Genomic DNA, 14,390 nt, shown 5'->3' on the forward strand with positions numbered 1-14,390 from the left:
GGATACCCGGGTCAGCGGGGCAACAGCCGTCGAACCTGTCGGAAGCCGTCGAACCTTCGATCAGGACAGGTCGAACCGGTCCAGCTCCATGACCTTGACCCAGGCCGCGACGAAGTCGGTGACGAACTTCTCGCCGGCGTCGCTGCTGGCGTACACCTCGGAGAGGGCACGCAGCTGCGAGTTCGAGCCGAAGATCAGGTCGACCGCGGTCGCGGTCCACTTCACCTCGTCGGTGGCCAGGTCACGGATCTCGTACACGTGCTCGCCGGACTCCGCCGCCTTCCACCGGGTGCCGGGGGAGAGCAGGTTGGTGAAAAAGTCGTTGGTGAGCACGCCGGGCCGGTCGGTGAGCACGCCGTGCGGCGTACCGCCGACGTTCGCCCCGAGCGCCCGCAGACCGCCGACGAGCACGGTCATCTCCGGGGCGGACAGGTCGAGCATGTAGGCCCGGTCGACCAGGAGGACCTCCGGCTGGGTCTTTTCGCCCGGCCGCAGGTAGTTACGGAACCCGTCGGCCCGCGGCTCCATCACCGCGAACGACTCGACGTCGGTCTGCTCCTGGCTGGCGTCGGTGCGGCCCGGGTGGAACGGCACGGTCACCTTGACCCCGGCGTCGTGCGCCGCCTTCTCGACGGCGGCCGAGCCGGCCAGCACGATCAGGTCGGCGAGCGAGATCTTCGCGCCGCCGGCCGCGTTGAACTCCTGCTGGATACCCTCCAGGGTGCTCAGCACCGTGGCCAGCTGCTCCGGCTGGTTGACCTCCCAGCTGCGCTGCGGCTCGAGCCGTACCCGGGCCCCGTTGGCGCCGCCACGCTTGTCGGTGGAGCGGAAGCTTGCCGCCGACGCCCAGGCGGTGCTGACCAGCTGCGCGGTGCTCAGCCCGGAGTCGAGGACCTTCGCCTTGAGCGCGGCCACGTCGGCGTCGCTGACCAGTTCGTGGTCGACGGCCGGCACCGGGTCCTGCCACAGCTGGGCCTCGGGAACCCACGGGCCGAGGAACCGGCTGACCGGGCCCATGTCGCGGTGCAGCAGCTTGTACCAGGCCTTGGCGAAGGCCAGCGCGAACTCGTCCGGGTTGGCCAGGAACCGGCGGGAGATCTGCTCGTACGTCGGGTCGAAGCGCAGCGACAGGTCGGTGGTGAGCATCGTCGGCTTGTGCTTCTTCGCCGGGTCGTGCGCGTCCGGAATGATCGCCTCGGCGTCCTTTGCCACCCACTGCTTGGCCCCACCGGGGCTGGTGGTCAGCTCCCACTCGTACCCGAAGAGGATCTCGAAGAAGCGGTTGCTCCACTGCGTCGGCTTGTCGGTCCAGGTGACCTCCAGGCCGCTGGTGATGGCGTCGCCGCCCTTACCGCTGCCGTACGTGCTCAGCCAGCCCAGGCCCTGTGCCTCGATCGGCGCGCCCTCCGGCTCCGGGCCGACGTGGGCGTCGGCGTCGCCGGCACCGTGGGTCTTGCCGAAGGTGTGGCCACCGGCGATGAGAGCGACGGTCTCCTCGTCGTTCATCGCCATCCGGGCGAACGTCTCCCGGATGAAGTGGGCCGCCGCGAGGGGGTCGGCGTTGCCGCGCGGGCCCTCCGGGTTGACGTAGATCAGGCCCATTTCGGTCGCGCCGACCCCGCTGGCCATCTCCTTCTCGGAGAGGTACCGCGCGTCACCGAGCCAGGTGTCCTCCGGACCCCAGAAGATCTCCTCCGGCTCCCAGACGTCCTCCCGGCCGAAGGCGAAGCCGAAGGTCTTGAAGCCCATCGATTCCAGGGCGACGTTGCCGGCCAGCACCAGCAGGTCGGCCCAGGAGATCTTCTGGCCGTACTTTGCCTTGACCGGCCACAGCAGTCGCCGGGCCTTGTCCAGGTTGGCGTTGTCCGGCCAGCTGTTCAGCGGGGCGAAGCGCTGCCCGCCGTCGCCGGCGCCGCCCCGGCCGTCCTCGATCCGGTACGTGCCGGCGGCGTGCCAGCTCAGCCGGATCATCAGCCCGCCGTAGTGGCCGAAGTCGGCCGGCCACCAGTCCTGCGAGGTGGTGAGAACCTTGGTGATGTCCTGCTTGAGGGCCTCGACGTCGAGCTTGGCGAACTCCTTGGCGTAGCTGAAGTCCGCGCCCAGCGGGTTGCCCTTGGGCGAGTGGGCGTGCAGCACCGACAGGTCGAGCTGGTTGGGCCACCAGTCCCGGTTGGTACGCGGCCGTCCACCCGTTTTGGGAGTTGGTGAGTCGATCGCCGGGTTCTCGCTCTCGCTGCCGTGCGCGGTCACCGAGTCGTGGGCGACCGGGCAGCCGGACGCCGCCATCTTGTCCACACCCTGTGCGCTGGTGGGACCGTTGTTCTGGATGTCGCTCATCAGTTCCCTTCCGGATTGGCCGATAACGAAGTGGCGTTGTCGGTCGCACAGCCGGGACAGGTGCCCCAGTAGACGACCTCCGCCTCGTCGACCGTGAAACCGTGGTCGTCGGAGGCGGTGAGACAGGGGGCGGATCCGGTGGCGCAGTCGACGTCGGCGATCACGCCGCAGGAGCGGCAGACGACGTGGTGGTGGTTGTCCCCGACCCGCCGCTCGTAGCGGGCGGTCGCGCCGGCCGGCTGGATGCGCCGCACCAGCCCGGCGTCGGTGAGAACCCGCAGCACATCGTAGACCGCCTGGTGGGACACCGTGGGGTGGTCGGCGCGCACCAGGTCGAGCACCGTGTCGGTGTCGACGTGCGGGCGGTCGCGTAGCGCCGCGAGGACTGCCAGCCTCGGCCGGGTCACCCGCAACGAGGCCGCCCTCAACTGCGCCTCGAGGTCGGATGTCACCGGGCCACGATAGGCCGTTTTCTGGAATCATTCAAGTTTCTGCGCTGTGGGCCGTGCGGGTGTCACGAAGGGCGGAAACCTGCAGGTCAGGCCGGGGGTGGCGGATCTGTCAGGCTGGGGATGACGGACCAGCCGGCGCTATCGGCACGGCGGTGCAGCGGCACGGCGGTGCAGCGACGCGGCGGACCGTGGATCGCTCGATGGCGATCCGCGGTCCGCCGCGTTCAGTGCCGACCTGCTATCCGGCCGTACAGGATCTGATCTGGGGCCGGGCCCAGGAGTTGCCGTTGAACATGGTGGTGAAGCCGAAGGTGTTGCCGTTGCCGTTGGCGCGGATGGTCATCACGTTTCCACTGGAGTCCCAGGTGGGGTTGCCGTTCCAGGTGGCCGAGATGCGCTGTGGCGGGGTGATCGCCACCACGACGGTCCAGTTGCTGGTCCCGGTGACCGTCACGGAGGTGTTGTAGCGGTCGCCCCAGACCTGACCGGTCGACATCGTCGCGGTGCAGGTCCCCGGGCCCGGCGTCGTCGGGTCGGGGGTGGGCGTCGTCGGGCTGGGCGTCGGGGTGGGAGGTGGCGTCGGCTGATCCGGCAGCAGGGGACAGCTGTTGCGGTACCCGGCGATGCCGCTGGAGTCCATCAACGGGCACAGGAACTGGGTGTACCGGGAGTCGCTGTCGACGAAGGTCTTCAGCCAGGGGATCAGGATCCGCATTTCGAGGTTGTTGGGCCGGGTCGGGAAGAGGTGGTCGGCACCGACGAACTCCATGTAGGCGCGCTCCGTCGAGGACGGCAGAGCGTTGTACAGGTCGGTGACGTACGACGGGGCGACCACGGTGTCGTTGGTGCCGGCGATGAGCAACGTCGGCACCTGGTTGTTGGCCGGGGTTCCCGACGGCATGAACGGGGTGAGCCCGATCGCGGCCTTGAGGGAGGACCGCGTACCGGCCGCGTGGAGTGCCCCACCGCCGCCCATCGAGTGGCCGATCACCGATTGACGACTGGCGTCGATCCGGTCTCGGACCGGACTACTGTTGGTGAGCCAGTCCAGAGCGGCGAGCAACTGGGTGCCCCGGGCGGTGTCGAAGTCGTTGGTGCTGTTGGTCTCGACGCCGATGACGACGAAGCCGAAGGACGCCAACCAGTGGCCCATCCAGGCTTCTTCGTCGGCGAACCGCGCGGTGTAGCCGGGCACGATCGCAACCGCACCGAAGGTGCCCTGGCTGGTGTCGGTGGGGTAGTAGATCGATCCGCCGTTGAATCCGTTGCCGGGGGACACGCTCATCTCGGCGGTGGCGAAGGTGCCTCGGTTGGCGGCCACGCTGTCGCGGGTGGGGTCCGGGCCGCGCTGGTACGGGTTGCCGCCCGGCGGTGGGCTGGGTGACGGGCTGGTGGTGGGCGACGGGCCGCTGGTCGGCGAGACCGACGGGGACGGGCTGACCGGGGTGCCGCCGGCGTTGAGTGCGGACAGGGTCGCGTCGTACGCCTGCTTCTTGTTGCCGTTGTTGTCGAACAGTAGTGGGGTGCCGTAGCTGCGCCAGGAGTCGCTGTCGCGGATGCCCCAGACGGTGATGCCGGTGCAGCGGGCGATGGCGAGGCAGTCGTTGACGACGCCGCGGAAGGCGTTGGCCTGGCTGCTGCCGGAGCCTTCGATGTCGAGTTCGGTGATCTGTACGTCGACGCCGAGGGCGGCGAAGCTGGACAGGGTGGTGCGGTAGTTCGAGGGGTAGGGGGACTGGGAGTTGAAGTGTGACTGCAGGCCGACGCAGTCGATGGGTACGCCGCGTTGTTTGAAGTCGCGGACGAGGTTGTAGGCGGCCTGGGTCTTGGCCCAGGACCAGTTGTCGATGTTGTAGTCGTTGTAGCAGAGTTTGGCGCCGGGGTCGGCGGCGCGGGCGGCGCGGAAGGCGGCTTCGATCCAGTCGTTGCCGGTGCGTTGGAGGTTGGAGTTGCGGCGGGCGCCGGAGTTGCCGTCTTCGAAGGCTTCGTTGACGACGTCCCAGGAGTGGATTTTGCCTCGGTAGTAGGAGGCGACGCGGGTGACGTGGTTGAGCATGGCCTGGCGGAGGGCGTTGCCTTCCATCTGTTGCATCCAGCCGGGTTGCTGGGAGTGCCAGGCGAGGGTGTGGCCGCGGACGGCCATGCCGCGGGAGAGGGCGTGGTTGACGATGCGGTCGCCGTTGGTGAAGTTGAACTGGTTCTGTTGTGGTTCGGTGGCGTCGAGTTTCATCTCGTTTTCGGCGGTGACGCTGTTGAACTCCCGGTTGAGGATGTTCACGTAGGTCGAGTCGCCGAGTTTGTTGGCGGCGACGGCGGTGCCGAAGTAGCGGCCGGACTGGGCAGCGGCCGCCCCCAGGGTGGCCTCGTCGGCGTGTGCCGGCGTGGTCGCAGTCAATGCGGCCACGGCCGCGACGAGCACGGCCGCGGCGGCCGACAGCCCGAACGCCAGACGGCGTCCGACGGGTCTTGCCATGGGATACATGACCTTCCCTTCTGACAGAAGTAAGGCCACGCCTGTCGAGGCGTGGTTCAGGGCCGTGCACGTGGTCCGGTCGTCGTTGGACAGGCAGCGTCGAACCGAGCCGCGGCCCGGGATGGACGGAGGCTGCGTCGAACGCCACGCGGGTGAGCGTTAGCGCGCGCGTGGGTGGCGTGGCGGTGGGTGCCCGGCTCCTGGTGGACGACCAGGTTGCAGGGGTGCCTGCCCTCCCTGCATCCATAGACTGTGAGCGATAACACCTCCGGCGTCAATAAGTTCCGGCAAACTTCCGGAAGAAGTTCAGTGCCGTGCCTCGATGTCGTCTGTGGGATGATGCGCAGGAAGGCCGGTCCGCCCGAGTCGAAGAGGTCGTCGCTGCCCGGGCAGGCGACGACAGTGAGTCAGAGCAGCCGATGTGGACTGATCGTTCGTTTCCGGAAGAGTTTCGGTACCAGATTCGATGAGGAGCATGGGCAGCCGGTGGGACGCCCGCCGGATCTGAGCCGGCCCGAGCGCCGAGGAGGGGGCAGGTGCCCCGTCGCGGTAGTCTCGTCGTCAGTGCGACTGGCGGCACGGGATGGTGGACCATCGGGGAGCCGGCCACGGGAGTCGACCGCCTGGGCTCCCGTCCGAAGGGACTCCCATGCCTGCGGATGCTCGACTGCTGCCCGGCGCGCCGGTAGCCGAAGCCGTACTCGCCGATGTCACCCGGCGGGTGGCCGCCCTGCGTGCACGCGGTGTCACGCCCAGCCTCGCCACCATCCTGGTCGGCGACGACGACGCCAGCGCCGGCTACATCCGCCTCAAACAGCGACAGGCCGCCGAGTTGGGCTTCGACTCGCCGCACCGGCATCTGCCCGCCGACGCCACCCAGGACGACCTGCTCAAGGTGATCGCCGGGTTCAACGCCGACCGCCGGGTGCACGCCGTCCTGATCCAGTACCCGATCCCGGGCCACCTCGACTACGACGCCGCCCTGCAGAGCCTCGACCCGGACAAGGACGTCGACGGGATGCACCCGCTCAACATGGGTCGCCTCGCCGTCGGCCTGCCGGGACCTGTGCCGTGTACTCCGGCCGGGATCGAGGCGCTGCTGGACCATCACCGGGTCCCAATCGCCGGCCGGGAGGTGGTCATCCTCGGCCGTGGCGCCACCCTCGGCCGACCGTTGGCGATGCTGCTGGCCCAGAAACGTCCCACCGCCAACGCCGCAGTGACCGTGGTCCACACCGGAGTCGCCGACTGGCCCCGCTACACCCGGCGCGCCGAGATCCTGATCGCGGCGGCCGGCGTACCCGGCATCATTCAGCCCGAGCACGTCCGGCCCGGAGCGGTGGTGATCGGCGCCGGTGTCCGCTACGCCGGCCGCCGCCTCCTGCCCGACGTCGACGAAGCCTGCGCCGAGGTGGCAGCGGCGATCACCCCGCGCGTCGGCGGCGTCGGACCGACCACCGTCGCCATGCTGTTCCGCAACGCCGTACACAGCGCCGAACGCGCGACCAGGTAGCAGCCGACCCGGCCGGCCGACCGGGCTGCTCGCTGGCTTCTGCTCCGGCGTGACGGACGTGCCTCGACCATGGCCGTGGAGCTGTGCCGGTGCTACCGGGTCGGGCGTACGTCGTCGGGGAGCGGCTCACGGCGGGCCAACCACTGCGCCGGGACTCCACCCGGTCCGGAGCCGGTGTACGCGGCCACGATGCCGCCGACGATCGCCGCGGTGGTGTCGACGTCACCGCCGGCCTCGACACAGGCGTGAATCGCCGCCGGGTAGTCGTCGAGTCGGGTCGCGGCGACCCACAGTGCGAACGGGACGGTGTCGAAGGCCAGCACCTGCGCGCCGTTGCCCAACTCGTACGCCGCTTCGGCGACGCCGACCCCCAGCAACCGCCTGGCCCGGACGATGCCGGACATCAGTCGGCCGTCGATCAGGTGGGCCAGCACCACGTCGAGCAGTTCGGCCGGCTCGGGCCGGGACCGGGTCAGCCGGGACCAGCCGGCTTCCGCCGCCGCGACGGCGACGGCGACCGCACCCAGGATCGCCTCGGGGTGGGCGTGGGTGACCTCCGCCGAACGCCAGGCCTGCCGGGCGGCGGTACGGTTGTCGCCCGCGTGGAACGCGCCGAGCGGGGCGACCCGCATCGCGGCGCCGTTGCCCATCGACCCCTGGCCGTCGAACGCCGCACCGGCCGCGTCCCGCCAGGCGACGCCCTGCCGGACCTGGCGCAGCAGGACCACCGCACCGGCACCGTAGCCACGGTACGGCTCGAAGCGCTCGGCGAACCGGGCTGCCAGGCTGTCCTGGTTGATGCCGTCGCGCTCGCGCAATTCGGCGACGATCGAGCAGGCCATCTCGGTGTCGTCGGTCCACGGCCACGGCCCGGCCGGCGGGTCCCCGTCGAGCAACGCGGCAAGGCTGGTGCCGGGGACGAGGAACTGGGCGCCGAGAGCATCACCGACGGAAAGCCCGTCAAGACTGTCGTAGCAGAGGTCGAGCATCGTCATGTCGGGACATGACTCTGCCAGTTGCGGCGGCGGTCGGGAAGGCCGGAACCACTGCGGGCCGGTCAACTCCGCAGCTGTGTGTTGAGCCGGGCGGCCTGTCGCGTGAGGTGGTCGCGCTCGGGCAGGTTGGGCGCTGACCGGGCGGCCTGCGCGTAGAGCCGGGCCGCGGTCACCGGATCACCGTCGCGCTCGTGCAGGTGCGCCGCGACGGCGGCGTACCGAGGCAGGGCCGGGTCGAGGTCTGCCAGGGCAGCCAGACCAGCTCGCGCACCGTCTGCCTCGCCGAGCGCGACGGCCCGGTTGAGTCGGGCCACCGGGCTGTCGGTGCGGCGCACCAGTTCGTCGTACCACTCGACGATCTGCACCCAGTCGGTCTCCTCGACGGTCCGGGCGTCGGCGTGCAGCGCGGCGATGGCCGCCTGGGCCTGAAACTCGCCCAGCCGGTCGCGGGTGAGCGCGGTCTGGAGCACGTCGATGCCCTCGGCGATGAGTACGGTGTCCCACCGGCTGCGGTCCTGCTCGGCGAGCGGCACGAGCCGGCCGTCGGGGCCGGTCCGTGCCGGACGCCGGGCGTGGTGCAGCAGCATGAGCGCCAGCAGGCCGGCGACCTCCTCGTGGTCGATCATGGTCGCCAGCTGGCGGGTGAGCCGAATCGCCTCGGCGGCTAAGTCGACGTCGCCGGAGTAGCCCTCGTTGAAGACCAGGTAGAGCACGCGAAGCACGGTGGCGACGTCACCGGGCTGGTCGAACCGGACGCCGGCGACGGTCCGTTTGGCCCTGCTGATCCGCTGGGCCATGGTCGCCTCCGGCACCAGGTATGCCTGCGCGATCTGCCGCGTGGTCAGGCCGCCGACCGCCCGCAGTGTGAGCGCGACCGCCGAGGCCGAGGTCAGGGCCGGATGCGCGCACAGGAAGTACAGCGCCAGCGTGTCGTCCACTGCGGTGCCCTGCCCGGGCATCGGTTCGGCTTCGACCAGCTCCTCCCGCCGCCGCCGGGAGGTGTCGGCCCGTAGCGCGTCGAGGAACCTGCGCCAGGCCACCGTTACCAGCCAGCCCTTGGGGTCGCGTGGTGGGTCGTCCGACCATCCGCGTACCGCCTCGACCAGGGCGTCCTGCACGGCGTCCTCGGCCGCCGCGAAGTCGGCTCCGCGACGGACGAGAACACCGATCACCGCGGGCACCAGCTCCCGCAGCAGTGACTCGTTCACTCGGTGGCCGTGGGCTGCTCGCCGTAGGCCGGACGCACCTCGAGCCATTCGTGGATCGGCTTGCCACCCGCACCGGGAGCCGCGGACAGCTCACCGGCGAGCTCGATCGCGCGCTCGTAGGTCTCGACGTCGATCACCATCCATCCAGCGACCAGGTCCTTGGTCTCGGCGAACGGCCCGTCGGTGACCGGCGGCCGCCCCTCACCGTCGTACCGGACGAACGTGCCCTCCGGGGAGAGCGCCTGCTCGCCGACGTACTCGCCGGTGCCCTCCAGCCGGGTGGCGAAGTCACGCATGTACTGGATGTGGGCCGTGACCTCCTCCGGCGTCCATTGATCCATCGGTGCGTCGTTGACCGCCGCCGGCGCGCCCCGGTAGTGCTTGAGCAGCAGGTACTTGGCCATCTTGGTCTCCTTGGTGAGGTACGGCCCCATTGTGGCCGTGTTCGCACCTGGGACGGAGCCGCTCCTAGGTTCTCGACATGCCGTCGCGAGATTTCTCAGATTCAACATCGACGACCTCCGCGTGCCGGTCACCCCAGGTTCCTTTCCCGTACGGCGATGAGCAGCCGGTCGGCGGTGGCCCGATCGGGTTGGTCCGGCCGTGCGGGCTGAGACGTCGAGCAGGGCACTGTTGGCGGGCCGTCCGATCGGCGGCAGGTCACCGACCTGGGCGGGCAGATGGCGAGTGCTCATCCGCCTACGGTGGTCCGCTGCCTCATGGCAGTTAGCCGAATGCCGCCGGGACGAGCGTGGCCGGATCGATACTTATGGGTCGACCAGTGGGCGAGCCGGCGGCGTCCGCCGGCAGCGGAGCACGCTCGGCCGCCCACGACGGCACGTCGGCAGTCACGCTAGTTCGGCTCCGCGTCGGGCAGCCCGCGTCCCGTAGGCGTTCCTGCAGATCGCTGGTGCGGCCTGGCAGGGACATCATCGGCCGGCAGGGTCACCGTCACCACCAGGCCGCCCCCGTCGTGCGGCTGGGCTGAGACCGTACCGCCGTGCGCACCGGCAACCGCCCGTACGATCGACAGTCCGAGGCCGAACCCGCGCCCGTCGACGCGGTCCCGGCGCAGCCGCCGGAACGGCTGGAAGATCGTCTCCGTCTCGTACGGCGCCACCACCGGCCCGGTGTTCGTCACCTCCAGCTCCACCTGCCCCCCTGCCCGCCCGGTACGCACCGACAACCAGCCGCCGGCCGGGAGATTGTGCCGCACCGCGTTCTCCACCAGGTTCTGCGTCAGCCGTTCCAGCAGCACCGGGTCGCCAGCGGTCGGTGCCGGGGCCAACTCCCGGTGCACCGCGACCGAGGGGCCCTCGGTCGACAGGTCCAGCACGTGCGCGGCGATCTTCGCCAGGTCTACCGGGATGCGTTCGGTGACCGCGTTCTCCGAATCGGCCAGGGTGAGCAGCCCGTCGATCAACCGTTCATGCCGCTCGTTCACGACCAGCAGGCTTTCGCCCAGCTGCCGCAGCTCGGGCGTAGCGTCCGACCGGGTCACCGCCAGCTCCAGCAGGGCACGGTTCACCGCCAGTGGAGTGCGCAGCTCGTGCGAGGCGTTCGCCACGAACCGGCGCTGCCCGTCGAACGAGCGGTCCAACCGCTCCAGCATCAGGTCGAAGGTGTCGGCCAGCTCCCGGACCTCGTCGGCCGGCCCCTGCAGGGCGATTCGCTCGTGCAGGCCACGACCGGCTCCGTCCGCCCCGGCGATCCGGCTGGCGGTCGCGGTGATCCGGTGCAGCGGCTGGAGCGCCCGCCCGGCGATCAGCCAGCCGGCCGTCACCGCCACCACCGACACCAGCAGCAGCGCCACCCCACCCTGGGTGAGCAGCGACTCCATCGCATTTGCCCGGACCTCCTGTTGCACGTCCAGAACGAGGGCCTGCAGCTGGACCGAGTCCGCTGGGACGACCCGATCCGCGCCGGTCGCGCCGGTCGCGCCGGTCGCGCCGGACGCGCTGGACGCGCTGGACGCGCTGGAGAACGGCCCGGACTGGGTCGCCTCCACGGGTTGCGGCATCCGCTGGTCTACCAGCACATAGGTGACGGCCAGCAGGATCATCCCGGCAAGCAGCAACAAACCGCCGTAGACCACGGTCAGCCGGGCTCGCAGCGTCAGCCGGTTGCGAAGGGGCGGCCAGCCGCGCCCCGGCGGCCGCGTCCGGTTCACCCTGCCGTTCACGGGATCTGGTATCCCACGCCGGGCACCGTCAGGATCAACGGCGGATCGCCGAGCTTGCGCCGCAGCTTCATCATCGTCACCCGCACCACGTTGGTGAACGGGTCGATGTGCTCGTCCCAGGCCCGCTCCAGCAGATCCTCGGCGGAGAGCACCGCCCCGTCCGCCCGCAACAGCTCGGCCAGCACGGCGAACTCCTTGCGGGACAGCGGCACGTACCGGTCGTCGCGGTACACCTCGCGCCGGGCCGGATCCAGCACGATTCCTGCCCGGGCGAGCTTCGGCGGCAGCGGATGCGGTCGCCGTACCAGCGCCTGGACCCGCGCGGACAGCTCCACCATCGCGAACGGTTTGACCAGGTAGTCGTCGGCGCCGAGCTGGAGCCCGGCGACCCGGTCGCGCACCGCCGACGCCGCGGTCAGCATCAGCACCCGCGTCCCACTGCCGCTGTCCACCACCGCCCGGCACACGTCGTCGCCGTGCACCACCGGCAGGTCCCGGTCCAGCACCAGCACGTCATAGGCGTTGACGCCGAGCCGTTCCAGCGCCGCGTCTCCGTCGTAGGCCACGTCGACGGCCAACGCCTCCCGCCGCAGCCACTCGGCGATCGCGTCCGCCAGCAGGGTCTCGTCCTCGGCCACCAGCACTCGCACCGGTCCATGGTGCCGCACGCTCGCGTAACGAACGCGTAACCGGCTTCGGTTACGCCCGGGATACGCCCCGGACGGTGCACTCGTCCCCGTTAGCCGGCGACCCGCGCCGGTGGACGAAGGGAGCGACGACAATGCGACGACACCGGACCGGCCTGCTACTGGCCGTACCGATCAGTCTCGCCCTGGCCCTGGCGGTATCCAGCTGCGCCGGTGCCGCCGACGGCGACCAGGTGGCCACCGCGGACGGCGCGGGACCGACGGCCTCCGCCGGTGCCGGGGACGGGGACGGGGACGGCGTCGACGGGCTCACCGAGGAGGAGCGACAGCTGCGGTTCGCCCGGTGCATGCGGGAGAACGGCGTGGACATGCCGGACCCCGAACCGGGCGAAGGCGGCGCGATGCAGGGTTTTGGGACGGACAGCGACATGGAGAAGGTCGAGGCGGCGATTGAGCAGTGCCGCGAATTCCTGCCGGGCGGCGGCGAGACCGGGCAGTCGGACCCCGAGCAGATCGAACGGGTACGCGAGATAGCCAAGTGCATGCGGGAGAACGGGGTGACGGACTTCCCCGACCCGGACGTCGACGGGCGGATGAACCTCGACCTGAGCATGAGCCCGGACGATCCCACCTTCCAGGCCGCCATGGAGAAATGCGGCCAGGGCATGGCACCGCCCGCCGGAGGTAGCCGGTGACCAGCCAGGAGCAGCCCGCTCCGGCCCCACCGGACCAGGAGCGGATCTCACCGGAGCGGCGGACCAACCGGCCTCGCTGGCGCCGACGGGTGGCCCTGCCCGCCGTCGGCCTGGCCGCCGCCACGGTCCTCGCGGCCGGCGTGGCCGTGGCGGCGGCCGTCGGCTTCGGCAGCGGCCAGACAGATACAGCCACCGCGAGCACCCTTCCTCCCGCGACCGCCACCGTTGCCCGGCAGACCCTCACCGACAGCAAGGCCGTCAGCGGGGAACTGGGGTACGGGCCGAGCCGTACCGTCGTGGCTCGGGCGGCAGGCACTCTTACCGCGCTCACGCCGGTCGGCACCACCGTCAGCCAAGGTCAGGCGCTCTACGCGGTGGACAACGAGAAGATCGTCCTGCTCTACGGCAACCTGCCCGCGTACCGGACTCTGGAATTGGGCCTGACCGGCGCGGACGTCAAACAGTTCGAACAGAACCTGAGCAAGCTCGGCTACACCGGCTTCACGGTCGATGACGAGTACACCTGGGCGACCGCCGAGGTGGTCCGGAAGTGGCAGGCCGACCTCGGCCTGCCGAAGACCGGCCGGGTCGAGCCGGAGCAGATCAGCTACGCCCCCGGGAAGGTACGGGTCGACAGCCACCGGGCCGAGATCGGCGACCTGCTGCAGTCCGGCGGACCGGTGCTGACCACCACCGGCACCGACCGGCTGGTCACCGTCGAACTGGACATCACCGACCTGCGCCTGGCGGAGGTGGACAGTGAGGTCGCCGTCGCTCTGCCGGACCGCACCACCGTACCGGGCACGATCATTGCCAGCGAGTTGGTGATCAGCGGCGGCGACGGGCAGCAGGACGATCCGGAAACCACCGTCGAGGTGACGGTCGCGGTGGACGACCCCGCCGCCATCGAGGAGTACGACCGGGCCTCCGTCGAGGTGTCGTTCACCACCGACCGACGCGAGGACGTGCTCACCGTGCCGGTCGCCGCGCTGCTCGCCCTCGCCGAGGGCGGGTACGGCGTCGAGGTCGTGGACGGGCCGGACACCCGGATCGTGGCCGTGGAGACCGGCCTGTTCGCCGGCGGCCAGGTCGAGATCTCCGGTGACGGCCTGACCGCCGGCCTGACCGTGGGGGTGCCGTCGTGATCGCGCCAGCCGCCGCCGGCGACGTGCCGGTCGTCTGCCTCGACGCCGTCAGCAAGGAGTACGGCGGCGGTGTCCGGGCGCTCGACGATGTCAGCCTCACCATCACCGCCGGTGAGCTGCTCACCATCGTCGGCCCGTCGGGCTCCGGCAAGTCGACCATGCTGAACCTGATCGGCACCCTGGACCGGCCGAGCAGCGGCCGGGTCAGCATCGACGGGTACGACGTGGCCACGCTGACCGACCGGGAACTCTCCGCTCTGCGGGCCAGCCGGATCGGCTTCGTCTTCCAGCAGTTCCACCTGCCGGCTGGTGCGCCCGTCGCGGATGCGGTCGCCGACGGGCTGCTCTACTCCGGCGTACCGCTGGCCACCCGGCGGCGGCGGGCGGCGGCCGCCCTGCGGCGCGTCGGGCTCGGACATCGGCTGGACCACCGGCCTAACGAACTCTCCGGTGGGGAACGGCAACGGGTCGCCATCGCCCGAGCCGTCCTCGGCGAGCCGGCGCTGCTGCTCGCCGACGAGCCGACGGGGAACCTCGACACCGCCTCCGGTGAGTCGGTGCTGACCCTGCTGCACGAACTGCACACCGCCGGGACCACCGTCGTGATCATCACCCACGATCGGGAGCTGGCCGAGCGGATGCCCCGCCGGGTGCGGATGCGCGACGGCCGGATCGTCGAGGACAGCCGTACGCCGGTCGCGGTCGCCGGAGTCTCCCGGTGACCCGGCCCCGCCCCAGCCCGG

The 14,390-nt window shown here is 70.7% G+C and carries 11 protein-coding genes, 1 pseudogene and 1 riboswitch; of the genes and pseudogenes, 4 read left to right on the top strand and 8 right to left on the bottom strand.

What is annotated here, in order from left to right; all coding sequences use genetic code 11:
- Positions 1-60: 60 nt before the first annotated feature.
- From katG to O7629_RS33290, 3 genes and pseudogenes are all read right to left on the bottom strand, one after another.
- Positions 61-2,337 carry a catalase/peroxidase HPI gene (gene katG / locus O7629_RS33275; RefSeq protein ID WP_278174334.1) on the bottom strand — a complete coding sequence of 759 codons (2,277 nt, stop codon included), beginning with the start codon at positions 2,335-2,337 and terminating at the stop codon, positions 61-63.
- Positions 2,337-2,789, bottom strand: a complete 453-nt coding sequence (locus O7629_RS33280; protein ID WP_278174335.1) for a Fur family transcriptional regulator — start codon at positions 2,787-2,789, stop codon at positions 2,337-2,339. Before O7629_RS33280 ends, katG begins: the two co-directional genes overlap by 1 nt.
- A 1,366-nt stretch (positions 2,790-4,155) precedes the next feature.
- A pseudogene (locus tag O7629_RS33290) lies at positions 4,156-5,262 on the bottom strand (endo-1,4-beta-xylanase); the annotation flags it as partial.
- A 556-nt stretch (positions 5,263-5,818) separates the two neighbouring features.
- Positions 5,819-5,898: riboswitch (ZMP/ZTP riboswitch) on the top strand.
- 13 nt (positions 5,899-5,911) lie between these two features.
- Between O7629_RS33290 and O7629_RS33295 the strand changes: the two are divergent.
- Positions 5,912-6,775: a tetrahydrofolate dehydrogenase/cyclohydrolase catalytic domain-containing protein gene (locus O7629_RS33295; protein WP_278174338.1), complete on the top strand. Its 864-nt coding sequence runs from the start codon at positions 5,912-5,914 to the stop codon at positions 6,773-6,775.
- Positions 6,776-6,867: 92 nt separating this feature from the next.
- Here O7629_RS33295 and O7629_RS33300 read toward each other — a convergent pair whose 3' ends face one another.
- From O7629_RS33300 to O7629_RS33320, 5 genes are all read right to left on the bottom strand, one after another.
- Positions 6,868-7,770, bottom strand: coding sequence for an ADP-ribosylglycohydrolase family protein (locus O7629_RS33300; protein WP_278174339.1), 903 nt, complete (start codon positions 7,768-7,770; stop codon positions 6,868-6,870).
- A 62-nt stretch (positions 7,771-7,832) separates the two neighbouring features.
- A complete protein-coding gene (locus tag O7629_RS33305) occupies positions 7,833-8,978 on the bottom strand; it encodes a DUF6596 domain-containing protein (RefSeq protein ID WP_278174340.1) in 1,146 nt (381 codons plus the stop codon).
- Positions 8,975-9,382, bottom strand: a complete 408-nt coding sequence (locus O7629_RS33310) for a YciI family protein (protein WP_278174341.1) — start codon at positions 9,380-9,382, stop codon at positions 8,975-8,977. Before O7629_RS33310 ends, O7629_RS33305 begins: the two co-directional genes overlap by 4 nt.
- A 449-nt stretch (positions 9,383-9,831) precedes the next feature.
- Positions 9,832-11,160 (bottom strand): HAMP domain-containing sensor histidine kinase, encoded by a 1,329-nt coding sequence (locus O7629_RS33315; RefSeq protein ID WP_278174342.1) that lies wholly within the window; start codon positions 11,158-11,160, stop codon positions 9,832-9,834.
- Positions 11,157-11,810 (bottom strand): response regulator transcription factor, encoded by a 654-nt coding sequence (locus tag O7629_RS33320; protein WP_199757716.1) that lies wholly within the window; start codon positions 11,808-11,810, stop codon positions 11,157-11,159. The genes O7629_RS33315 and O7629_RS33320 overlap by 4 nt, the downstream gene beginning before the upstream one ends.
- A gap of 131 nt (positions 11,811-11,941) precedes the next feature.
- Between O7629_RS33320 and O7629_RS33325 the strand changes: the two genes are divergently transcribed.
- From O7629_RS33325 to O7629_RS33335, 3 genes are read left to right on the top strand one after another with little or no spacing between them, the layout of a single operon-like run.
- On the top strand, positions 11,942-12,502 hold the full coding sequence (locus tag O7629_RS33325; RefSeq protein WP_278174343.1) for a hypothetical protein: 561 nt from the start codon (positions 11,942-11,944) through the stop codon (positions 12,500-12,502).
- Entirely contained in the window at positions 12,499-13,647 is a 1,149-nt protein-coding gene (locus O7629_RS33330; protein ID WP_278174344.1) for a peptidoglycan-binding domain-containing protein, read from the top strand. The genes O7629_RS33325 and O7629_RS33330 overlap by 4 nt, the downstream gene beginning before the upstream one ends.
- A complete protein-coding gene (locus O7629_RS33335) occupies positions 13,644-14,369 on the top strand; it encodes an ABC transporter ATP-binding protein (protein ID WP_278174345.1) in 726 nt (241 codons plus the stop codon). Before O7629_RS33330 ends, O7629_RS33335 begins: the two co-directional genes overlap by 4 nt.
- Positions 14,370-14,390: the final 21 nt, after the last annotated feature.

The sequence above is a fragment of the Solwaraspora sp. WMMD792 genome (assembly GCF_029626105.1).
In the GTDB taxonomy this organism is placed as follows: domain Bacteria; phylum Actinomycetota; class Actinomycetes; order Mycobacteriales; family Micromonosporaceae; genus Micromonospora_E.